This window comes from Vibrio sp. 947 (genome assembly GCF_033339115.1).
GTDB classification, from domain to species: domain Bacteria; phylum Pseudomonadota; class Gammaproteobacteria; order Enterobacterales; family Vibrionaceae; genus Vibrio; species Vibrio alginolyticus.
This window is the reverse complement of record NZ_JAWOTX010000029.1, coordinates 13,018-35,890: the sequence shown is the minus strand read 5'-3', so window position 1 is coordinate 35,890 and position 22,873 is coordinate 13,018. Positions and strand designations below refer to the sequence as shown.

Annotated in this window: 18 protein-coding genes; all 18 read left to right on the top strand. The window is 41.8% G+C overall.

What is annotated here, in order from left to right:
- Positions 1–5 precede the first annotated feature (5 nt).
- The gene (gene tssL / locus R7Q39_RS24955) at positions 6–1,298 is read left to right on the top strand and encodes a type VI secretion system protein TssL, long form (RefSeq protein WP_005375939.1); all 1,293 of its coding nucleotides are present in this window, start codon (positions 6–8) and stop codon (positions 1,296–1,298) included.
- Positions 1,299–1,314: 16 nt separating this feature from the next.
- The gene (gene tssM, locus R7Q39_RS24950) at positions 1,315–4,833 is read left to right on the top strand and encodes a type VI secretion system membrane subunit TssM (RefSeq protein WP_318076999.1); all 3,519 of its coding nucleotides are present in this window, start codon (positions 1,315–1,317) and stop codon (positions 4,831–4,833) included.
- Complete coding sequence (tagF, locus tag R7Q39_RS24945; RefSeq protein ID WP_005387528.1) at positions 4,815–5,510, top strand: type VI secretion system-associated protein TagF; 696 nt, start codon at positions 4,815–4,817, stop codon at positions 5,508–5,510. The genes tssM and tagF overlap by 19 nt, the downstream gene beginning before the upstream one ends.
- Positions 5,511–5,519: 9 nt before the next feature.
- On the top strand, positions 5,520–6,314 hold the full coding sequence (locus tag R7Q39_RS24940) for a PP2C family protein-serine/threonine phosphatase (RefSeq protein WP_005375947.1): 795 nt from the start codon (positions 5,520–5,522) through the stop codon (positions 6,312–6,314).
- On the top strand, positions 6,307–7,422 hold the full coding sequence (gene tssA, locus R7Q39_RS24935; protein WP_054701384.1) for a type VI secretion system protein TssA: 1,116 nt from the start codon (positions 6,307–6,309) through the stop codon (positions 7,420–7,422). Before R7Q39_RS24940 ends, tssA begins: the two co-directional genes overlap by 8 nt.
- 15 nt (positions 7,423–7,437) lie before the next feature.
- Positions 7,438–7,968 carry a type VI secretion system contractile sheath small subunit gene (gene tssB / locus R7Q39_RS24930; RefSeq protein WP_005375949.1) on the top strand — a complete coding sequence of 177 codons (531 nt, stop codon included), beginning with the start codon at positions 7,438–7,440 and terminating at the stop codon, positions 7,966–7,968.
- Entirely contained in the window at positions 7,968–9,461 is a 1,494-nt protein-coding gene (tssC, locus tag R7Q39_RS24925; RefSeq protein WP_005375950.1) for a type VI secretion system contractile sheath large subunit, read from the top strand. Before tssB ends, tssC (R7Q39_RS24925) begins: the two co-directional genes overlap by 1 nt.
- A gap of 52 nt (positions 9,462–9,513) precedes the next feature.
- A complete protein-coding gene (gene tssC / locus R7Q39_RS24920; protein WP_064369227.1) occupies positions 9,514–11,025 on the top strand; it encodes a type VI secretion system contractile sheath large subunit in 1,512 nt (503 codons plus the stop codon).
- A 10-nt stretch (positions 11,026–11,035) separates the two neighbouring features.
- Positions 11,036–11,830 (top strand): type VI secretion system accessory protein TagJ, encoded by a 795-nt coding sequence (locus tag R7Q39_RS24915; protein WP_017635622.1) that lies wholly within the window; start codon positions 11,036–11,038, stop codon positions 11,828–11,830.
- A gap of 7 nt (positions 11,831–11,837) precedes the next feature.
- The gene (gene tssE, locus R7Q39_RS24910; protein WP_017635621.1) at positions 11,838–12,302 is read left to right on the top strand and encodes a type VI secretion system baseplate subunit TssE; all 465 of its coding nucleotides are present in this window, start codon (positions 11,838–11,840) and stop codon (positions 12,300–12,302) included.
- A complete protein-coding gene (tssF, locus tag R7Q39_RS24905; protein WP_064369228.1) occupies positions 12,299–14,122 on the top strand; it encodes a type VI secretion system baseplate subunit TssF in 1,824 nt (607 codons plus the stop codon). The genes tssE and tssF overlap by 4 nt, the downstream gene beginning before the upstream one ends.
- Positions 14,119–15,084: a type VI secretion system baseplate subunit TssG gene (tssG, locus tag R7Q39_RS24900; RefSeq protein WP_064369229.1), complete on the top strand. Its 966-nt coding sequence runs from the start codon at positions 14,119–14,121 to the stop codon at positions 15,082–15,084. Before tssF ends, tssG begins: the two co-directional genes overlap by 4 nt.
- 10 nt (positions 15,085–15,094) lie before the next feature.
- Positions 15,095–17,662 (top strand): type VI secretion system ATPase TssH, encoded by a 2,568-nt coding sequence (gene tssH / locus R7Q39_RS24895; RefSeq protein ID WP_064369230.1) that lies wholly within the window; start codon positions 15,095–15,097, stop codon positions 17,660–17,662.
- A 208-nt stretch (positions 17,663–17,870) separates the two neighbouring features.
- Positions 17,871–18,350 (top strand): Hcp family type VI secretion system effector, encoded by a 480-nt coding sequence (locus tag R7Q39_RS24890; protein ID WP_005375967.1) that lies wholly within the window; start codon positions 17,871–17,873, stop codon positions 18,348–18,350.
- A 49-nt stretch (positions 18,351–18,399) separates the two neighbouring features.
- Complete coding sequence (tssI, locus tag R7Q39_RS24885; protein ID WP_053349933.1) at positions 18,400–20,235, top strand: type VI secretion system tip protein TssI/VgrG; 1,836 nt, start codon at positions 18,400–18,402, stop codon at positions 20,233–20,235.
- A gap of 11 nt (positions 20,236–20,246) precedes the next feature.
- Positions 20,247–20,537, top strand: coding sequence for a PAAR domain-containing protein (locus R7Q39_RS24880; RefSeq protein ID WP_005375969.1), 291 nt, complete (start codon positions 20,247–20,249; stop codon positions 20,535–20,537).
- A complete protein-coding gene (locus tag R7Q39_RS24875) occupies positions 20,538–21,377 on the top strand; it encodes a hypothetical protein (protein ID WP_025767716.1) in 840 nt (279 codons plus the stop codon).
- 361 nt (positions 21,378–21,738) lie between these two features.
- Complete coding sequence (locus R7Q39_RS24870; RefSeq protein ID WP_025767717.1) at positions 21,739–22,872, top strand: exonuclease SbcCD subunit D; 1,134 nt, start codon at positions 21,739–21,741, stop codon at positions 22,870–22,872.
- Position 22,873: the final 1 nt, after the last annotated feature.

The following is a 22,873-nucleotide window of genomic DNA, read 5'->3' as shown; positions in this document are numbered from 1 at the left end:
TCTGTATGGAACAAACGATAGTAAAACCAACACCGGGTGGAAGAGCACCCGCATCGAAACCACAATCAGAAAAGTCTGTGGATAATACCGTAGTTATCTCAAAAAGTCCTGAATTGGTGAACAATGATTCAGTGGTCGCTTATGGGAATAACTCTCTACTAGCAGAGGCGAATGGCCTGTTATCTATTATCGGTCAAATTCGCTCGACAGCGACTCATTCCGATCCGTTGTTTCTAAAAGAGACATTGGCACAAAAGCTTAGAGATTATGAGAACCGATTACGTCAGCATGACGTTGATTTGGATACCATTGATACAGCTCGTTATTGTTTATGCTGTTCACTAGATGAAGTTGTCCTTAACACCAATTGGGGTGGGAATTCATTCTGGAGTCACGATTCATTACTTAGCTCCTTCTATGCTAGCAGTCAAGGTGGGGAAGCGTTCTTTAAGCATCTTGATAAGTGCATGGCGAAACCAGATGTGAACTTAGATTTGCTTGAACTAATGTATGTGTGCTTATCTCTCGGGTTTCTGGGTCAATACCGTTTAGAAAAAAATGGACTGGAATCGCACCGGAAATTGAGAAGACAGGTTATTGCTACTCTTAAGACTTATGGGAGAGGAGTCCCTCAGGAACTAAGCAATAGTATCGACCAACACATTTTGAATGGCTCAAAGGCTTCTGATAGAGCTCCTCTTTGGGTTGTATGTTCTGTAACGGCGGCACTATTGGTCTGCATATATATGTATTTTAGTTATGAGCTAAATAAGGCATCCAATCGCACCTTTTCTCAATTAGTCAATTTGATTCAACCGCAACAACTTAACCAAGATGCAACGTCAGAATCAAAATCAGCGCCAATTGCAGAAAAGATTTCAATGTATCTAGCAACTGAGATCGGTAAGGGGCTAATCAATGTTGAGCCGCTGCAAGACAGGGTAAGAATTTCGTTAAAGTCTCAAGATCTATTTGAATCAGGTAGTGCTGATGTTGTCGCTTACATCCAACCCGTTATTTCTAAGCTTGCGAGAACATTGGAGTCGACCCAAGGCAAGATCATTGTTACTGGTCACACCGACGATAGGCCTATTTTCACGAGTAAATATCCCTCGAACTGGCACCTATCATTAGCTCGAGCCACTGCTATGTCTGAACAACTGATCTCGAATAGTGCATTAGAAGGGCGAGTGATACCCGAGGGATTGGGGGATGCAAGACCATTAGTTGAAAACAGTAGTGATGAAAACCGAGCTATTAACCGCCGGATTGAAATCGACCTTCTTGTCGCGAATTAATAATAGGTAGATAGAGATGCGTATTAAAGAAATTGGCAGAATATTTACTCAAAGATGGTTTCTCGGTCTTATAGGTGTCGCTGCTTGTTCTATTTTCATTTGGGTTGTTGGTCCACTTATTGCGATAGCGGGATATGAGCCCCTAAAGAGTGACTTTCAACGGCTAGTCACTATTCTAGTGTTGGTGTTGCTTTGGGCGATATTTAACGTTACCAAGCAGCATAAGCAAAAGGTGAAAGAAGACGAAAGTATTCAAACGTTGCTTGAGGTTGATAGCCTATCAGATAAAGAAGCGGCAAGTGAAATTGACTTAATGCGCGAGCGTATTGAGCAAGCTGTCAAAGTAGTGACGAAAACACACAAAGGCAAGAGAAGCTTGTATGACTTACCGTGGTATGTGTTGATTGGCCCTCCTGGAACGGGGAAAACAACCGTATTAAAGCAGTCGGGGTTAGAGTTTCCATTAGGAGACAGCCTTGGCTCTGACTCTATTGCCGGTGTAGGTGGCACTCGCCACTGTGATTGGTGGTTTGCAAATAAAGCAGTTCTTATAGATACGGCTGGCCGGTATACGACACAAGACAGTCAAGAAAAGGTCGACTCTAAAGCGTGGCATGGTTTCTTAGGATTGTTGAAAAAGTATAGAACGCAAAGACCAATTAATGGTGCGATTGTTACGATAAGTTTAGCCAGCGTGATGTCTCAGACTCGAACCGAGCGAAGTCTTCATGCTCGAGCAATTAAGTCGAGACTTCAAGAACTGAAAAACCAGTTAGGCATGCAGTTTCCGATTTACGTATTGCTCACCAAAATGGATTTAGTTGCCGGTTTCAATGAGTTTTTTGCCGATTTAAGTAAGGAAGAGCGAGAGGAATTATTTGGTTTCATGTTCCCTCGTGAAGTGGATGATGAAAGAGGCGTTATTTCTCTATTCAACAAAGAATTTCATGGCATGTTGGAGCGCCTTGATGCCCGTATGCTTAGAATACTTGAAACAGAGGACGATTTAGATAAACGCGCGCTTATCTTTGAATTTCCAAAGCAATTAAGAGTGCTACAAGCTAATCTTGACGAGTTTTTAGCTGAAATTTTTGCACAAAACAGTTTTGAAGAGCCTGCCTTGATTCGTGGTGTGTTTATGTTGAGTTCGGTTCAAGAAGGCTTACCAGTCGATAAGCTGATGAATGAATCAACCAATGGACTTGGGTTAAATCGTTTAGCTCTAGCAAAGAGTCAGACTGGTTCTCATAGTTATTTCGTAAAGAATCTTTTTGACAAGGTTATTTTCAAAGAGCAACTGTTAGGAACAGTTAATCGTCACTATCAAAAGCAGTCAGGTTGGATGCGTCGAGGTGTTTACATTGGATGTACAACGCTACTGCTAGGAGCTTCTGCGCTTTGGTTTATGAGTTATAAGTGGAACTCACAGTTAATTGTCGATACCAATGAACAAGCGAGCCATATTGATGCAATGATTGGCGCTCAAAGTTTAGATTTTGAAGCGGATATTGTTTCAGCTGTAGAAACATTAGATAGGTTGATGACGCTTCCTCTCGGAAAGCAAAGCGACTACGGTGATGCCGACTCTGTAAAGAGGTTTGGTCTCTATCAAGGAGACAAAGTGTCTCAGGCGGCAAACAATGCATATTCTGATGCTTTGACCCAATATTACGCCCCTCTGCTTCTTGATAGCTTGGTGTCAGAAATGGAGAGCAATCAACAGCATCGTGAGTATTTGTACGAAACGTTAAAAACGTATTTGATGTTATTCAATCCAGACAAATATCAACAAGATGAAGTGTTGGCTTGGTTTAACTTTTATTTCGAACGTCAATATCCGGGTGAGCTAAACGCAGACTTAAGAAGACGTTTGCTACAGCACACTCAATATTTATTAGGCAACGATGGACAAGGCTTTACTTACAACACTGCTGCCGTGACGAGTGCTCGAGAAGTGTTGACTCAAATGTCTCTACCTGAACGTGCTTATCAGCGAATGAAAATACAATTTTCTAAGAGTCATGTACCTTCATTTCGCTTGACTGATGTATTGGGACCTAAAGGGCTTGAGCAGTTCGAGCGAGCTAGTGGAAAACCGCTATCACAAGGCATTTCGGGTTTCTACACGTACAATGGTTTTCATAGCATTTTTCAGATTCAGATCAACCGTACAGTAAAAAGCCTAATGGAAGAGAACTGGGTTTATGGTGACGATCTTAAGGCTCATGAAATTGATCAAGATAGTGCCATCCAAGGCGTTCAGTCTCGATACTATCAAGATTATGTTAATGAATGGAAAACGTTGATCGAAGATATTCAATTGAAGCAGGCTCCGAGCCTAGAACTTGCGACAGAGCAAGCGAGGGTTTTATCTGGAGTTGAAAGACCAATCGAATCTTTGTTGAGAGCAATCCAAAAAGAGGTTGCTCTATCAAAAGTATCATTGTCAGAAAATCAAAAAGCCGCTTCTGAAGTTGCTGGTAAAGTTGCCAAAGTTAAGTTTTCAAATACGGCAGATAGACTAGACATGTATTTACCTGAAGAAAACGGTTTCAATGTTGCTCTGCCAGGTAAAGAAGTCGAATCGCATTTTTCAGAGATCTTACGCGTTGGTGAGCAAGACTTTGATGATATTCAACAAGCAATGGTTAACTTGCGTTCGTATTTAAGTGACTTATCAAGCTCTGGTAACAATCAGAAAATTGCCTACAAAAGTATTTTAGATGGAACCGTTACACAAGATGTCGCAGCTTCCTTTGCTCGTGCTAAAGAACTTTTGCCGAGACCATTTAATCAATGGCTAGGTGAGCTTTCTCAAGAGTCGGTTAAGTTTGCGGAGAGCGGTTCGAAGGATCATCTAAATCAACTTTGGGTAACACAAGTGGTCCGCCCTTATCAGCGGACTATTGCTGGCAGATATCCATTCGAGCCCAACGCGAGCAGAGAAGTTAGATTGAAAGACTTTAAGCGATTCTTTGGTTATGGAGGTACGCTTGACGCATTCTTCCAAGAATACCTCGAACCGTTTGTGGATACTTCGAAAAGTCGTTGGCGATTAGAAAAGGAAATTGGAGTTCGCCCAGAAACACTAATGGTCTTTCAAAGAGCGCAACGTATCAGGCAGTCTTTCTTTGAATCTGATAATTCCTTACGCGTAGAGTTTGGGATGAAGCCTGTTTATCTAGACCAGCACATTACTCGATTTGTCTTAGAGTTGGGTGGACAAGATTTGGTTTATAAGCATGGACCAGCAAGAGCTAAATCGTTGAGTTGGCCTGCCGGTCAAGATCAGACTCGAATTGTGTTCACACCACCTGAATCTAAACGCGAAATTGCGCATACCTATGAAGGTGAGTGGGGCATATTCAAGCTTTTGGATCAATCACTTAAAGCAAGGCCAGAATCGCGTAAAGACAATATAGTTATGATTGATTTAAAGGGAAATAAGGTGCAGCTAGAGCTTATTCCTTCTAGTGCCATTAATCCTTTTTGGTCAAATGAAATGGAGAGGTTCAGATGTCCACGAACCTTATAACATCAGGCTGGGGCTATATCGGTAAAATGCCCGCAAAAGGGGACTTTGTGAAAGATGGTTTATCACAAGATTTCTCGGAGCGTTGGCATGATTGGCAACAGGCGGTTATTGCAGTCAGCAGGGAACAACTGGGTGAAAGCTGGAATGAGCACTTTTTAACGGCTCCTGTGTGGCACTTTGCTTTGGATATTAGCTATTTAGAAGACTCAACCTACATTGGTAGCATGATTCCTAGTGTTGATGCATGCGGTAGATACTTTTTCTTTACTATAGCTCGTGCCGTAAAAGGTGAAGCTGCGCAATATTGGGGTGACAGAGCTTGGACAGAGGACAGTGCCGCTCTTGCTCTTTCAGTACTTGAGGACGACTTTGTCTTTGATGTTTGGCATAAGAGTACTCAAGAAAAAAATGACCTCGTTGCGAATGTAACAAGTGAAGTGAGGCCTCTAGAGTTTCTTTATCAAAGCCAAATATCTACAGTTTTTCATGATCACGGCAATACTGATCAAAATACGCTTTTGAATTACCTCATTAAAGAAAAATTGAGTAAACCATGTTTTTGGTGGACTGAAGGTTCAACGAAGGTTGAACCATGCATGTTCATTACTAGTGGATTTCCTTCAATTGGTCAGTTTTCAGCCATGCTTGATGGCGGCTGGAAAAAGTGGAATTGGTAGGATAGAAGAATGAATTGGAACTATTTTACCTTTGCTAAATCGCACGCAGGAAAAGTACGCCCTTATAACGAGGATGCTCTGTTGGATATGACAGAGCAGCATATTTGGGTGGTTGCCGATGGAATGGGTGGACACAGTGCTGGCGATATAGCAAGCCAGATGCTAGTGGATAGAGTCGCGCGCCACATGCAGGATGTCTCCAATACTAATATCGATGATATCCGAAGAGTGGTTCAAGAAGCGAACTTAGAAATTTACCAATACGCACAAAATCACTTAGACGGTAAAACGATGGGAACAACACTTGTTTTGTTGTTTATTCAGGATGGGTATTACCACTGCCTTTGGGTGGGGGATAGCCGAATTTACCAGCTTAGAAGTGGTAATTTTGTCCAAAAAACACGTGATCATAGTCAAGTCATGGACTTAGTGGATCAGGGCTTATTGGCATTTGAAGATGCCGAATCTCACCCTCTTGCAAATGTTATTACCAGAGCTGTTGGGGTCGACGAAAGTGTCACTATTGATCAAGTTTCAGGGCAGTTGGCTGACGGCGATCAGTTTCTACTCTGTAGCGATGGACTCTCTAAGGAACTTACGAGTGATGAAATTCATCGGACATTGTATGCAGACTCAGTCAACCAAGCTGGATTAGCGCTCATGCATTCGGCTTTGGTTCGGGGCGCAAGTGATAACGTAACTTGTGCTTTGATCAAAGTTCGCCAAGCGCAAACGGAGTGCGAAACAGTAACTAGAGAAGACGCGACAATACCTGTCTTTCTAAGAGGGAGAGCTTATGAGTAATGAAATGTTTGATTGGTATGAACAAGCGTTGGCTCCTATATCTCAAGAAAATCCTACAGGTGTTGATCCTAGAGAGGATGTATCACCACAGTCTGCTTACTATCGGTTGAAAGATCAGCGTATGGCCGCCCGCAACGCTGAACGTAATGCTCTTATAGAAGAAGAAAGTATCTATACCCACAGTAATTTATGGCGAGTATTTATTGAAGATGTCCCAGAAATACTCACGAATCAGTCTAAAGATTTGGAATTTGTTGCCTGGCTTATAGAAGCCCTAACTCGATTGTATGGTTTTCGTGGTATGGGCGTTGGCTACAAACTCGCAACCAGTTTAATTGAGAACTTTTGGGATGATCTGTACCCAATGCCTGATGAAGATGGTATTGAGACAAGAATATCGGCGATTATTGGCCTCAATGGTATCGATAGTGAAGGAACACTTATTTTTCCAATTGCTTGTATACCATTGACTGACTTAGGCGTGGAGCAAGCTTATGCCTATTGGGAATATCAGCAAGCTATAGAGCTTGAGCGCTTAGACGAAGATAAGCGCCGAAATCGAGTCGAGCTTGGGGCTGTTGAGTTATCTGAAATTATAACTACGGTTAAGTCGACTTCTGATACGTTTTATCAAGAATTAATCACGGATTTGGAGTTCGCTACAGAATCATTTAATGAATTCAGTCAGCGATTAGACGAAGCGGCCGGTGATGTGACTCCTAGCTCTTATATATCAAAAAGACTTGAATCAATACACTCGGCATTAAAGCACCTTCTAGGAGATCGTTTCAATCAACCACAAGCCGTGTTTGAAGAGCTAGAGGATCTTGATGAATCTTCTTCTGAACAACCGTTAAGTTCACAAAGTTGTGATGCATTATTAGCGACAAACATGAAATCACGAGAGCAGGCAATTAGACAATTGCAGCAAGTAGCTGATTTCTTCCGAGAGAGTGAACCTCACTCACCAGTTTCTTACTCCATCGAACAGATTATTCGTTGGTGTGGGATGCCTCTGCCGGAGTTACTGGCGGAACTTATCTCCGACGGGGATGCAAAGAAAAGCTACTTCCGTTTGGTTGGCATAGCAGAACAAAATGAAAATTAATAAAGGGAGAATGGTATGACGAGTATCCACTCGAAACTATCACGAGTACGGAAGCCTCGTGTCCACATTACCTATGATGTTGAAACTGAAGGTACGACTCTTAAGAAAGAACTGCCTTTTGTTGTAGGTGTAATGGGTGACTTCGCTGGTCAAAACACAGAAGCGTTGAAGCCATTAAAAGACCGCCGTTTTATTCAGATCGATCGAGATAACTTTGACGATGTACTCAAAAAAATGAATCCATCGGTGAAGTTTAAAGTTGCGAATAAGCTTGCGAATGACGATTCACAGTTTGAGGTCGATTTAAACTTTAAATCAATGCAAGACTTTGAGCCTGCTGCGATCGTAAATCAAGTTGATCCACTACGCCAATTGATGGAAACGCGTAATAAACTGCGTGATTTGATGACAAAAGTTGACCGCTCAGAAGAGCTTGAAAATATCCTAGAGGATGTTTTGAACAATACAGACAATCTGGCAAGACTTGCAGGCGAGTTAGATCTTGGCAAGAAAGCGAAGTCAGACAGTACTGAAGGAGCGGAATAATGACGACTGAAGCTGAAAAACAGTTAGATCCAACTGTTAATGAACAGACAACTTCATTCTTAGATCAAGCTATTGGTGCGACTAAGCAGACCGAAGCTTCTCGTGCTGAGGAGCTGATTAAAACGCTCGCTGAAGAAGCAATGAAAGGGACAGTTACTTGGAACAAAAACCTAACAGTAACTTTTCGTGAAGCGATTAATTTGCTCGATAGGCAGATTTCTGATCAGTTGTCTGAAGTAATGCATCACCCAGAATTACAGAAACTCGAAGGTTCTTGGCGCGGCTTAAATTATCTAGTGATGAATTCAGAGACCAGCTCTACTCTGAAAGTTCGCATGATGAGCATGACCAAGAAAGAGCTACATAAAGACTTGAGCAAAGCTGTTGAGTTTGATCAAAGCCAGATCTTTAAAAAGGTTTACGAGTCTGAGTTTGGTAGTGCTGGTGGTGAACCGTATGGTGCATTGATTGGAGACTATGAGTTTACCAACCACCCAGAAGATATTGAGTCGTTACGCCTAATGTCAAATGTAGCGGCTTCTGGCTTCTCTCCATTCTTGTCCGCAGCTTCACCAGCACTATTCGGCTTTGATGAGTGGACTGAGTTGTCAAAACCACGCGACCTAGATAAGGTATTTGAATCACTAGAATACGCCCAATGGCGTTCGTTCCGCGAGAGTGCCGATTCGCGCTTCGTTAGTCTGACGATGCCAAAAGTCCTTGCTCGTTTGCCATACGGACAAGCTACCGCTCCAGTCGAAGAGTTTGGGTTTGAAGAGTTCGAAGTAGATCCTGTTTCAGGTATTGCTGTTAACGCTGAACATAACGACTACTGTTGGATGAACTCTTCGTATGTTCTTGGTGTTAAGTTAACCGACGCATTTTCAAAATATGGATTTTGTACTGCCATCCGTGGTGCAGAAGGCGGCGGTCGAGTGGATAACTTGCCAACGCATTTCTTCATGAGTGATGATGGCGACCCTGATATGAAGTGCCCAACAGAGATTGGTATTACCGACAGACGTGAGGCGGAGCTTGGTAAGCTTGGTTTCTTACCGCTTTGTCACTACAAAAACACCAACTATGCAGTGTTCTTTGGTGCGCAAACCTGTCAAAAACCAGCGAACCATGAATCCCCTGAAGCAACGGCCAATGCGGCCATTTCTGCCCGCCTACCTTATATGATGGCAACATCTCGTTTTGCGCATTATTTGAAAGTAATGGCCCGAGATAAAATTGGTAGCTTTATGGAAGCAGAAGACGTTGAGTCTTGGCTGAACCGCTGGATCCTAGGTTACGTCAATGCTTCTGAAGGCGGTGGTCAAGAGATCAGAGCGAAATACCCTCTAGCAGACGCTCGTGTTCAGGTTAAGGAAATTCCTGGCGCACCTGGTTCTTACAATGCCGTAGCATGGCTGAAGCCTTGGTTACAAATGGAAGAACTGACCACATCTTTGCGACTTGTGGCAAAGATCCCTCAGTCAGGTGGATAAGAAATGAATTGGCTGGTCGAAAGGCCAGCCATGACCAATCTTTATGTTCTAGATGGAATTAGCAGTGTCACTTAACTTTCGCGACCCTAGCAAGCTAAAACATGAGTTCAGTACCGGAGGCTATGCTGAACTTGATAGCCCGTGGTTGACTCGATTCAATGAATCTTCTGATCTTGTAGCGTCAGCGCGAATTTGGCTAGAAGGTACACGTTCAAGAGATTTGGACAGCTTTCGTCATAGTGTGATGAACACAATTAACCGCATTGATGAGCTATTAGAATCTCAACTAAATGAAATATTACATCATCCTGAGTTTCAACAGCTCGAAAGGGGGTGGGTTGGAGTTAGGTATTTATGTGAACAGGTTGATTCTCGTTCATCGGACTCTGTAAAAGTTAAGGTTTTAACGGCGACATGGAATGAAATCAGTAAAGATGCTTTAAAAGCCATCGAGTTTGACCAATCAGCACTATTTAAGTTGCTCTATCAAAATGAATATGGCATGGCAGGGGGAGAACCCTTTGGTGTGGTGGTTGGAGATTATCAGCTTCGCTGTGATCCTAGTAAAAATTATTTTGATAGAGATCTGTCTGTGTTGAGTAAGATCTCTCAGTCTGCAGCTGCAGCATTCAGCCCATTTATCATGTCTGCATCGCCAGAGATGTTTGGTGTTGATAGTTTCGCTCAACTCTCTGCGATAAGAGATATAGCAGCCCAATTTGAACAGGAAGATTATGCAAAGTGGCGTAGTTTGAGAGATAACGATGACGCTAAATTTATTGGTTTGACTGCACCTAACGTCTTGTTCCGTCAGCCATACAAAAGTGATGGCTCGCGGAATGATAAATTCAATTTTCAAGAACACATCTACGACTCCAACCGAGATTTGCTATGGGGGAGTAGTGCGTACTGTTTTGCTGCCGTATCAATTAGAGCATTTCAGGAACATGGTTGGTTCACGCATATGCGAGGGATTAAACAAGGCGATTACAGTCAGGGCATTATCGTCGCTCCTACAAGGAGCAAGATGCGTGTTAACGGCAAGAATGATCGTGAAAGATGTCCGTTAAACTTGAAAATCTCTGAGAGAAAAGAACAAGAATTGTCTGAGTGCGGTTTTATTTCTATTTCTCCAATACCTGAGACTGATATGGTAGGGATGACCTCGAATGTATCTCTCTACAAGCCCAAACAATACGCAGAAAAGCATATTTCAACGAATGCAAAACTGACATCGATGTTGCAATACACATTGTGTGTATCGCGAGTCGCACATTATCTCAAGGTTATGGGGCGTGACAAAATTGGTGGGTATCAAGACGCGGAAAGCCTAGAGCGTGACTTTCAACGCTGGTTACACCAGTACACTACCGCATCAGATGAAGCGTCGGATGAGCTTCGGGCTAAATACCCCCTAAATGAAGCAAAAATTACAGTTCGAGAGAAAAGAGAAACTCCTGGACATTATTACTCAGTTATCCATTTGCGACCGCATTTTCAACTCGATCAAATGGTATCTAGCATTAAATTAATTACCGAATTATCACCAGAGCACATGGTGTAAGGAAATAACAATGACTCAATGGAAAAATGCTTTGTCCCAAGGCCTATTGCAACACGCTCTAGAGCAATTAATTGATGAAATTAAAGCAACCCCTAAAGATGCGAGCTTGAGAAGTTCCTTCATTGAGCTTCTTTGCATTGATGGGGACTTCGAGCGTGCGGACGCTCAGCTCATGCAATCTATTAAATTGTTTCCTGAGTATCTGCCTGGTGCAAGTCAGCTACGACATTTAGTGAAAGCAGCTCAAGCTAGAAAGGATTTTATCAATGGTGCGGCTAGTGCCAAAGTATTAGGTGATGAGGAATTAACTAAAGAGCTTGTTCGATTTAATCTTGCTCTCGGAAATCAAGAGTACGAAGAAGCGTCACGTCTATCGCATCGCATTGAAGAGCATCGTACTATTAAAGGGTTTAACGTAAACGGCACAAACTACGAAGATGCTAGAGATATTGATGATCGTTTAGGTGGTTACATTGAACTGTTTTCTACAGCAGGTAACTATTTTCTTGTACCCATATCGAGCATCCATACGCTAGAAGTTAAAGCACCTACTTCTTTGTTAGAGAGTATTTGGCGACCTGTCGAGTTTGATATCGATGGACTTGGTGAAGGCGAAGGCCATATGCCGTTGACATATGTTGACTCAGAGACCGATGCGCAAAAGTTAGGTCGAGAAACGGATTGGAAGCAGATTGGTGAGCAAGAATCTTTTGTTGGCTTGGGTCAAAAATGTTGGTTAGTCGGTGACTCAGCGCTTCCAATCTGTGATTTGACTACATTATTAGAACAGAAACAAATAGCGTAGAAATATCATGTCGTTAACCGTTTCTCTGCTCGACAAATTGATAGATAGTGATCCTCTCACTCGAGATGAGAAAGACTTCCCTGCAAGCCAGCAACAGATGTTGAGCAGCTTACTTAGAGATCTAGAGTCGATGCTGAATAGTCGTATTGGATGGAAAAATATTCCTGATGACCTTCTAGAGGTTCGTTATTCAATATTGAATTATGGACTGCCAGATTTTTCCTCAATGCCCTATAGCAGCCAAGAAGGGCAGAATCAGCTTTGCGACATTGTTCATGATGCAATTAAAGAGTTTGAGCCAAGGTTAAGGAACCCTCATGTCCAGATTTCAGACGAGAAAAACGCTATTGATAGGGTATTGAGGTTACAGATAAATGCCACTTGCTTAATTGATAACAGTATTCATGAAGTGCGATTCAATTCTGAAGTAGAGCCGGTAAATTTAGGTATGAAACTGAGTAGAGCAAAATGAGTGAAGAGTTTCTCAAGTACTATAATCGCGAGTTAGCTTATTTGCGTCACAAAGGGCAAGAATTTGGGGAGCAGTATCCTAAGATCGCTGCGAGACTTCGTATTAGTGAGGAGCAGGTTGACGATCCACACGTAGAAAGATTGTTAGAAGGCTGCGCATTTCTAACAGCAAGGATTAGACAAAGCTTAGACAATAGTTACCCTCAGTTTACAGAGTCTTTGATGGGACAGTTATATCCGGATTTTCACGCCCCAATCCCGTCAATGTCAGTCATTAAAATGAGCTGTTCTAACTCCACTTCCTCTTATTTTGATGTAGAAGAAGGCGAGCGAGTTGTTGTCGGTGCTCCTGGATATCATGAGTGCGAGTTTAGAACTTGTTATCCGGTCAGAATGTATCCTGTTGATGTGACCTCTGGCGTTTTTAAAAATGCGCCTTTCAAGCCAGTTGGCTCACGATGGGAAAGCAATGCTCATTCAGTTTTGAAAGTACAGCTCACGGCTCAAGATGAAGAGACTCCTCTTGGTGAAATGGGGGTAGAACGGCTGCGCTTCTATTTAAACGGTCAATCTCAATTGACTTTTAAGCTCTACCAAATGCTGTTTCAAAACCTAATTGGTTTATCTGTTGTTGTGGATGGCAAAGAAGTTCGTCCTTTAACCAAAAGACATCTTTCTGAAGTGGGATTTTCAGAAGATGAGAAAGTTGTGCCATACAGTAAAAGAAGCTTTTCAGGAGCAAGATTACTTGTTGAGTATTTGCACTTTCCTGAGAAGTTTATGTTCTTTGATATCACCGAACTTGGATTATCTGAGCTAGATCTTGGAGAGCAAGTCGAACTGTATTTTTACTTTGATACCAACGATGACTGGCTTCCAAAGCAAGTGGACGAAGAAAGCTTAATGGTAGGCTGTGTGCCTGTGATCAACTTATTTAAAAGTATTATGGAGCCTAAGCGTATTCTACCAACTGAATACGATTACCACTTGTCTCCACAATACCAAGAAGCTGAAAGTAATGAGGTTGTCTCAATTTCTGACGTAACGTTGAGAAACTGGAACAAAACGTACCACAATTTGCCATGTTATCACGCTGGTGAGCACACGCATTATACGAACACTAGTGAGATTTATTGGTTGATGAGACGTGAGGATAAGAACTGGGCTGGTGGGTATGATGAGCCCGGTAGAGAAACTTACATTTCTTTTGTTGATAAAAAACATCAATTGTTCAGCCCGGATAGCCGGGAAAACTGGTTAATGTACGTGGAAGCTGAGTGCTGTAACCGCAACTTAGCGCAGAAACTTCCATTTGGAGGTGGGCTGCCGCAAGTATCTTTACCGGAGATAAATGACAATTTCGAATCTGTTCGTTGTTTAGTTTCTTTATCAGAAACTATTCGGCCAGAAATGGATGAAAGCACACGATGGCAGTTAACTAAGCTTTTAACTTTAAACCATTTTACCGAGGAAGATGGTTTAGCAACTTTGAAGCAGACCCTTAATCTCTATGCATTTTCTGGGACAGCAGAAACGAAAGCGGTAATCGATGCTTTAACTAAGTTAGAGTTTGAGCCTACTACAGGAAGAATTAGTCAGAAAGGTAAAGTTGGATTTGCGCACGGTATAAAAATTATTTTGACGGTTTCTGATCAAATTTTACCTAAAGAGCAGATCTTTCTCTTAGGTAGTGTTTTATCTGTTTACTTCTCGCAATATGCTGAAATTAACATTTTTACGCAGTTGGAAATAAGACTTAAGTCCACGGGAAAGTCTTTCCACCTATGGCCCGCATTAACTGGCGATAAGGTGTTGCTATGAGCGCGGAACAATTTTATCGAGAATTAAAGCAACATCCATTGTTTGAAGCGATTCATCTTATTGAACACGAAGTCCTGCAAGCAGAGGCGCAAATAGGAACAGATGCGTTACCGAAGCATGAAAAGCTAAACTTAAAGGTTAATCCATCATTAGGTTTTGAAAATGCTCAGCTTTGTGAACTGAAAAATATAGATGACAGCAAGTTAGAGGTTGAGACCAATTTAATAGGCCTAACGGGTGAGCAAGGTGTGCTTCCCCAGCACTATAGTGAATTAGCTTTACATCGCCAAAAAGAAGGCGATACGGCTATGGTGGACTTCTACGATATTTTCAATCATCGCTTATTATCTCTTTATTATCGATGTTGGCAACTGAGTCAGCTGACTGTTCAGTCTCGTGCGCATGCGCAGGGCGCGCGTTCGCCGTTAGAAAGCTGTAAATCGGCATTAACTGGGAAAGGGAGTTCACTGTCCCGGCACTATGGTGGTGTGTTTGCTTCACCAGTGAGAAGTAAAGGTGGACTGAAAAGTATTCTTGAATGTTTATCTGGATGCCAAGTAAAAGTTCATGAATTTCAAGGACAATGGTTACACCTTACGAAAGAAGAGCAAACACGCCTTGCATCCCGAACTATGCCTGAAGGGCAGTTTGCTCAACTTGGTGTAGGAGCTTCTTTGGGTTCGAAAGCATGGAATATCAACGCGGGGACAACAATAGAATTTCTGCCAAAAGATAAACAGCTAGTTAGTAAATTGCTTCCTAACCAACCCAATATAGCAATCATTAAGAACGCTGCTTATGAGTTGATTGGAAAACATAAACAACTGAAGTGGCAGCTCACCACCAAACATAGTTTGCTACCACAAGCTTGTTTATCGAAACAGCAGGGGCAGTTAGGTATTGGTTCTGTGCTTAAAAAACACGAACGTACAAAAGATCGAACTATAACAATTACTATTTAAAGGAAATGTAATGGCTTCACTCTCACTTTCAGCGTTGGTCGAAAGATTGTCTCCTCAGGCTAAGGAAACACTTGAACAGGCAGCTGCGATGGCAAGCTCCCGAACTCATCACAGTATTGAAATGTCTCACTGGTTAATGATGATTATCCGCCATCCTGACGATATTTACTCTGAAGTTTTTGACGAATTTGATGTCGATAAAATCAAGGTTGAAACCGATATTCAAAAGGCATTAGAAAAATACAAAACAGGATGCCAGTCGGTGCCTGGGCTATCAGCTCATACGGTGACTGTTATGCAAAATGCCTTGTTATCTGCAACCATTGAATTCAATCAAGAACAGTTGGGGTGCATCCATCTTTTATTTGCCTACTTGTCTGATGATACGTTAGTCAACATGGCTGGTTCGATTAGTCCTGAACTAAACAAGATAGAACCATCTCGCTTATTGAACTTTAAAGAAAGTAATGCGCCTCAATCAAGATCGAATGACTTAGCGCAGTCAAACGCGAATTCCGCCTTGAATCAATTTACAACAGACCTTACTGAGCAAGCTAGGGAAGGTAAAATAGATCCGGTGATTGGCAGAGATAATGAAATTCGCCTAATGATCGATATTTTATTAAGACGCCGACAAAACAACCCGATTCTTACGGGAGAAGCTGGTGTTGGAAAAACAGCCGTTGTTGAAGGTTTGGCGCAAAAGATCATTGATGGCGATGTACCTCCCGCTCTGCAAAATGTGGCAATTAAGTCTCTGGATTTGGCGTTACTGCAAGCCGGTGCAGGCATGAAAGGTGAGTTTGAAAACAGGCTTAAGAACCTTGTGAAGGAAGTAAACGACGCTCCACAGCCTATTATATTGTTTATTGATGAAGCTCATGGCCTAATTGGCGGTGGTGGGCAAGCGGGCCAAGGTGATGCGGCGAATATTCTGAAGCCAGCATTGGCGAGAGGCGAACTCAGAACGATCGCGGCAACAACGTGGGCAGAGTATAAAAAGTATTTTGAAAAAGATGCAGCTTTAACTAGGCGTTTTCAAGTCGTAAAGGTTGATGAGCCAGCCCCTGAGCTCGCGATCGAAATGTTACGAGGCTTACTTGATGTAATGGCACAACACCACGATGTTCATATCACTAACCAAGCTCTCAATGCAGCGGTCCAACTCTCAGCTCGATACATTAATGGTCGTCAACTGCCAGATAAGGCGGTTTCTGTTTTGGATACGGCCTGTTCTCGAGTTGCGTTAAGTCAGTCATCTACACCGGGAGGTCTAGATGCGAAAAGAAACAAACTTAAAGCAAAGCAAGCTGAGTATGAGCATCTTAGCCAAGAGAATCGATTAGGAGCATCTCTTGATGTGCAGCTCCAAGGTGTCCGAAAAGAGATTGATGCGCTATCTAATGACATTATTGAATTAGAGGTACTTTGGGAAAAAGAAAAAGAATGGGTAAGTGAAGCTAAGTCACTTAGAACCCAAATAATCCAGGAGGGTTCTGAAACTGCTAGAGACAAGTTACAAGAGCTTGAAAATAACCTTTCCGCTAACTCACAGCCGTTAGTTTTTTCGCATGTAAATGAAGCGCTAATCGCAGAAGTTATTTCGGATTGGACCGGTATACCGCTGGGTAAACTTCAGGATGATGAAATCCAAGCAGTATTGGGTTTGAAAGAAAGTTTGTGTAAGCGAGTTGTCGGGCAGGATCACGCTTTAGAGCTCATGTCTGAAGTGATAAAAACCGCGAGTGCGCAGCTCACGGATGAGACACGACCAAATGGTGTATTTCTCCTAACCGGACCAAGCGGAGTGGGTAAAACCGAATCGGCTTTGGCGATTGCAGAGAAAGTGTATGGTAGTGAAGAAAATGTCACGACTATCAATATGTCGGAATTTAAGGAAGAGCATAAAGTCTCATTGCTATTAGGTTCTCCTCCTGGTTATGTCGGTTATGGAGAAGGAGGTGTACTGACTGAAGCTGTTAGACGTAAACCTTATAGTGTAATTCTCCTCGATGAAATGGAAAAAGCGCACCCTGGTGTTCAAGATATTTTTTATCAGGTATTTGATAAAGGCTCAATTAAAGACGGTGAAGGTCGAGATATAGACTTTAAAAACACTATTATTATTATGACCGCGAACACAGGGACCGAAACGACGATGTCTTTGTATTCTGATCCTGATTTAGCTCCTGAGCCGTCAGCACTAAAAGATGCTTTACGCGATGATTTGTTGGTTGACTTTAAACCAGCATTTTTAGGGCGTGTGAATGTATTACCTTATTTGCCTCTATCAAGAAAAGTATTGATAGAAATAACAAAATTAAAGTTGGATAAAATTACGACTCGTATTCGTAAGCACTATAACGCTGACCTGTTTTTTGATGAGGAACTAATTAATGATATTGTAGACAATAGCAATGAGTCTGGGAGTGGTGCGCGTGTGGTACAAACAACCATAGAAAATACATTGCTTCCGAAGATTTCTCATGAAATATTGCATGCAATTCTTAATGATAAGACGTTTGATGAAATTATTGTTAAAGGTACAACTAGTGGACTTGATGTCTCAATAGTTTAACATCCTTTACACTCTCAATAATAATTGGGAGTTGGTTCATATTAACTATTATTTTTTATAAAAAACGCTTAAATTAAATCTTATTTAAAGATATAACAGGGCGTATTTAAAATGAAGTTTTTGATACATTAATCACTAATTATCACCAAACGTCAGATAATTAAATTATTACGATATATGTCAATTAATAATGCTATAGGAGATTAGCATGCAGTCTAATACGTATCTTAAATACGCAGATATTAAGGGTGAGGCAACAGCCGAGCAATACAAAGATTTGATTACACTACTATCTGTAGATTGGAGTGTAGGTCGTGAGATCTCATCATACACTGGTACAGCGATGGACCGTGAAGCGAGCGCTACTCGTCTATATGATTTGACTATCACTAAACTTCAAGACCGTTCTTCTCCTGACTTATTTAAAGAAGCGACGATTGGTAAAGGTAAACCAGCGGTTTTCCATATTACTAAGCAGGGTGAGAAGGTTGAAGAGATCATGAAGATCGAACTGACTGATGCGATGATTTCTAACTACTCAGTTTCTATCCAAGACGATCGTCCAGTTGAAACTATTACAATTTCTTACACAGAAATGATGATGACAGTGACTCCTACTGACGATAAGAACAACACTTCTGCTCCATTGGTATACGGCTACAGTGGTGTTAAAGGTCAACAAATGTAATTTTCATGCGGGGGAGTATTCCTCCGCATTTTTTTGAAAGAAGTATTTAATGAAAAGAGCAACTCAAGATAACAATTTCATCCGAATTTCTTCGCCATTCGGTAAAGATGCCATCATACTAAACTCGTTTGAGTATAGAGAAGAGATCTCAGAACTTTTTTCATTGCGTGCTAAAGCTTACTTTAATGATCAACGAAGTGAATTAAACGAAATTATTGGTAAGGAAGTTACCATTACCCTTGAAAATAATGAGGATGTTTCTTCAAATCCTCGTTATATGCATGGTTATGTTTCTGCTGCAAGATTAGAAGGGAAAAGGGTTTCTAATACACATAAAGGCGAAAATTATAAAAACATAGAATTATTAATAGAGCCTAAATTACGTTTCGCTGAATATCGAAAAAATTGCAGAATATTTCAGCATAAAGATATAAAGGAAATTATCTCTGAAGTACTATCGGAGCATAGTGTTGCCTTTAGTTTTGAGTTAACCAAGTCCTATCCTAAATACACATACAAAGTACAATATGAAGAATCAGATCTTGAATTTGTTCGACGTCTGTTATCGGAGGAGGGGCTATCATTTTGTTTTACACATACTAAGTCTGCCCATACGCTCAATATTTTTGATGACATCAGTTTTTATAAGCCGGGTACTGAGTTTTTAGTCGATTTTGATACAGGTACGGCGAAATCTAGCCACATTTCTTCTTGGCATGAAACGCAAATTCTGACTACTAAAGCGAGTCAAAAGTCAGGCTATAACATGCTCAAGCCTTCTTCGAATCCTAAAAATGCTGCAAAGGGTGAAAGTGATTTTTTTACAGTACCTGGAAGCGAGTATTTTGAATACATGGGTGAAATGGAGAGCAATGATCAATACGCACTGAGAAACACGCATGCAATAGAAGCACTACAGCAAAATGCATATTTGTGTCGTGGCGAGGCTACGTGCAGAACATTCAGTGTGGGCAAGTGCTTCAAGTTTAAAAAGCATGAAGATAAATCTCGAGTCGGCAAAGAATATGTACTGTCTTCTGTTTTTTTGTCTGCTGCTGTTTATAACCAGACTGGTCAAGGTGGGACCGGTGCGCAAGGTGTCAAAGTCTCGTTTAGTTGTGTTGACTCAAAGACAATCCTGCGTCCTTCAGTTAACTACCCGAAACCTCAGATGAAAGGTTTGCAAACCGCAGTAGTTACGGGGAACAAAGATGGTGAAATTTACATAGACAAACATGGCCGTATCAAAGTTCAGTTTCACTGGGACCGTGTTGGTAAATACGATGTAAATAGTTCATGTTGGATTCGTGTTGCGCAAAATATTGCAGGTAACGGATGGGGGTCGGTGTTTCACCCTAGAGTCGGACAAGAGGTCATCGTCGAGTTTGTTAACGGAGACCCTGATCAACCAATCGTTACGGGGTCACTATATAACGGTAGTCAACTCCCTCCTTACGCTTTACCAGAGCAAAGTTCTCAGAGTGGTTATAAATCACGCTCTGTACAAAAAGGTACATCCAATTTTAATGAGTTGCGCTTCGATGATAAGCCTGGTGAAGAGCACATTTATCTTCATGCTGAAAAACTGTTCCAAATGCTAGTTGAAGACTGTGTTGATATCGCTGTTGAAAACAGTAAAACCGAAAAAGTGACCAATGATGTTAATCAAGAGGTTGGTCAGAACGCGAGCTTGAAAGTAGGTAAAAACTTTTCGAATGAAACGGGTGAAGTACTGTCTTTTAATGCAGGAAAGAGCGTCGAGATCAAAGTAGGTGGTGCTTCTATTCAGATGTCTAGCTCTGGAGAAATCAATATCAAAGGTAATAAAATATCCATTAACGGCTCAGCTATTGCTCTTAAAGCTGGGCAAATTTCATTGAACTAAGGTGATTTAAAGTGGGTAAACCAGCCGCAATTTTGGGCAGCTTTCATCTTTGCCCTAAAAAAACAGGAAAGATACCGCATGTCGGTGGTCCCGTCGTTGTTGGTTCACCAAACGTAACGATTGGCGGGATACCTGCGGCAAGACAAGGCGACAAGCTTATTTGTATCGGTCCTCCGGATAGTATCTCAGCAGGTTCTTCTAGCGTAACAATCAACGGTAAACCAGCCGCAAGAGTCGGCGATTCAACGTCTCATGGTGGCAAAATTCTATCTGGTATGCCTACGGTTTTAATCGGAGGCTAGATGCCACTCGCATTTCAAACGCATCTTCTATCCTTTAATGGCCGTTCACACACCGTTCGCGAGATAGCTGATGATTCTTTTAGATTGTCCGAGGAAATCCGACCCCCTGACTTTGCTCAATCAATAGATGAGCATATATTAAGCCTCGTGCGCTCTGAGCGCGAGAGTCTTGAGCAAGCTGATATCAAAGGGAATCTCTGTGTTCTTTTACCCTCTTCGGTAGACAAAAGCTTGCTTAAAGCATTGATAAGCGAGCTTTCTATTTTCGTTGATCAAACTGTCAATACTGAAATTTACTTTTATCCTTATGGCCAAGCTGCATTTTTGATGGCACTAAATCGGATAAATCGTGAAGTTAATGAAACGCAAGCGACTTGGATACTGGCTATAGAGGTTACGAGTGATGTAGAAGGGCATGTCAAACCTCAAAGCTCTATCATTTTAACCAAGTGTTTTTTTCGACATTCAGGTCTTGTGCCTGATGTTGTTCGAATTGACTTAGATGCCAAACAACAACGCATCGCCGTGGACAAGGTGTTTAAGCAATTAGGAGTAAGTTGTGAACATCCACTCAGTCAATTGTATTTATCCGTTAATAAGGAAGAACCGCAATGGTTAAACTCAATGCAATTCTTGTCTCCGTGGGTGACCGATCAAACTCAGTATCAATTTGTTGATATCAAACTTGGCGGATTGGGTGCATGTGGCGGCGTTTTAAAAGCGTTAGTGATTGATGAGCTTCAAAGAAGCAGCCCCTGCCCAGACTTTCACGTGTTGCAAGCGGACATCGAGTCAGATGGCTATGCGGTAGGAGTAATATACAATTGGCGTAGTGAATAGGTCTGGCTATTGCTTTTCCTTCTAGTAGTAGCTGAGGTTTTAGTGATGCAAATGTTATGGGGGATTGACTCGAAACTGGCCCTTTAATGATGTTTGGACAATGACTAGGCGCAGCTTGCTTTTCAAAATAGCTTTGCTCACCGCGTTTTTACAGTGTTCTTCTCGCTTTCTGATTAAATAGCCAGCCATAGAACACAAACCACATGAAAAGCTGTTCGACTCAAGATATCCTTACCGAAATAAAATAACTTGAGTTTTGGCTTGTTCGAGATCCCACCCGTGACGCATTCCTTTTTATAAACGGTACATGGACTCTGACAGAAGCAAGCCTACTCATAGAATTGGCGGAAAGTGAATTCGAATGAAGTTTATCCACACCTCAGATTGGCATCTTGGTCGACAATTCCACAACGTATCACTACTCGAAGATCAACAAGCAGTACTCGAACAACTGATTAACTATATTGAACGCAACCCCGTCGATGCAGTTGTAGTGGCGGGAGATATCTATGACCGTTCGGTGCCACCAACGGTTGCAATAGAACTGTTAAATCGAGTCGTGAAACGCATTTGTACCGAGTTAGAAACACCAATGATATTGATATCTGGCAACCATGATGGTGCAGAAAGGTTAGGTTTCGGCTCAGAGCAAATGAAAAATGCAGGTCTCCATATTGTTAGCAACTTTGAAGATATGCTCACTCCCATCATCATAAAAACGGACTCTGCGGATGAGGTCGCGTTTTATGGTATGCCTTATAACGACCCTGAACAGGTCAGGTTTGCCTACAAAGCCTCGGTATCCACTCATGATGAGGCTCATCAATTGCTTGTTGAGCAAATTAAAGAGCGCTTTATCTCTACGCAAAAGCGCGTGCTCGTGAGTCATTGTTTTGTTGATGGGGCCATCGAGTCAGACTCTGAACGACCATTATCTATTGGTGGCTCTGATCGCGTGAGTCATGAACACTTCTTAGATTTTGACTACGTCGCACTTGGTCATTTGCATCAGCCTCAAAAGAAAGGCGCAGAGCATATCCGCTACTCTGGCTCACTCATGAAGTATAGCTTTGGTGAACAGAACCAGAGAAAAGGTTTCACGTTAGTTGAACTGGACAAGAAAGGATTTGTTTCTGCAGAGCATATTGATCTTACGGCTCCTCATGAAATGCGCATTGTAGAGGGCGAGCTGGATAAAGTTATTGATCAAGGCAAAACAGACCCTAAGAATGAAGATTATTTGTTAGTTCGTTTGATGGATAAACATGCGATTTTAAACCCAATGGAAAAACTTCGTTCAGTGTATCCAAACGTTTTACACCTTGAGAAACCTGGCATGTTAATTGGGGTAGAGCAGGAAATGGCGCAAGCAAAGTTGGCGCGAAGCGAAATTGATATGTTCCGAGATTTTTTTATTGAGGCGCAAGATAGCCAGTTGTCTAAAGAGCAAGAGCAAGCTGTTACTGACATTATTAAGCAATTATCACAGCAATAGG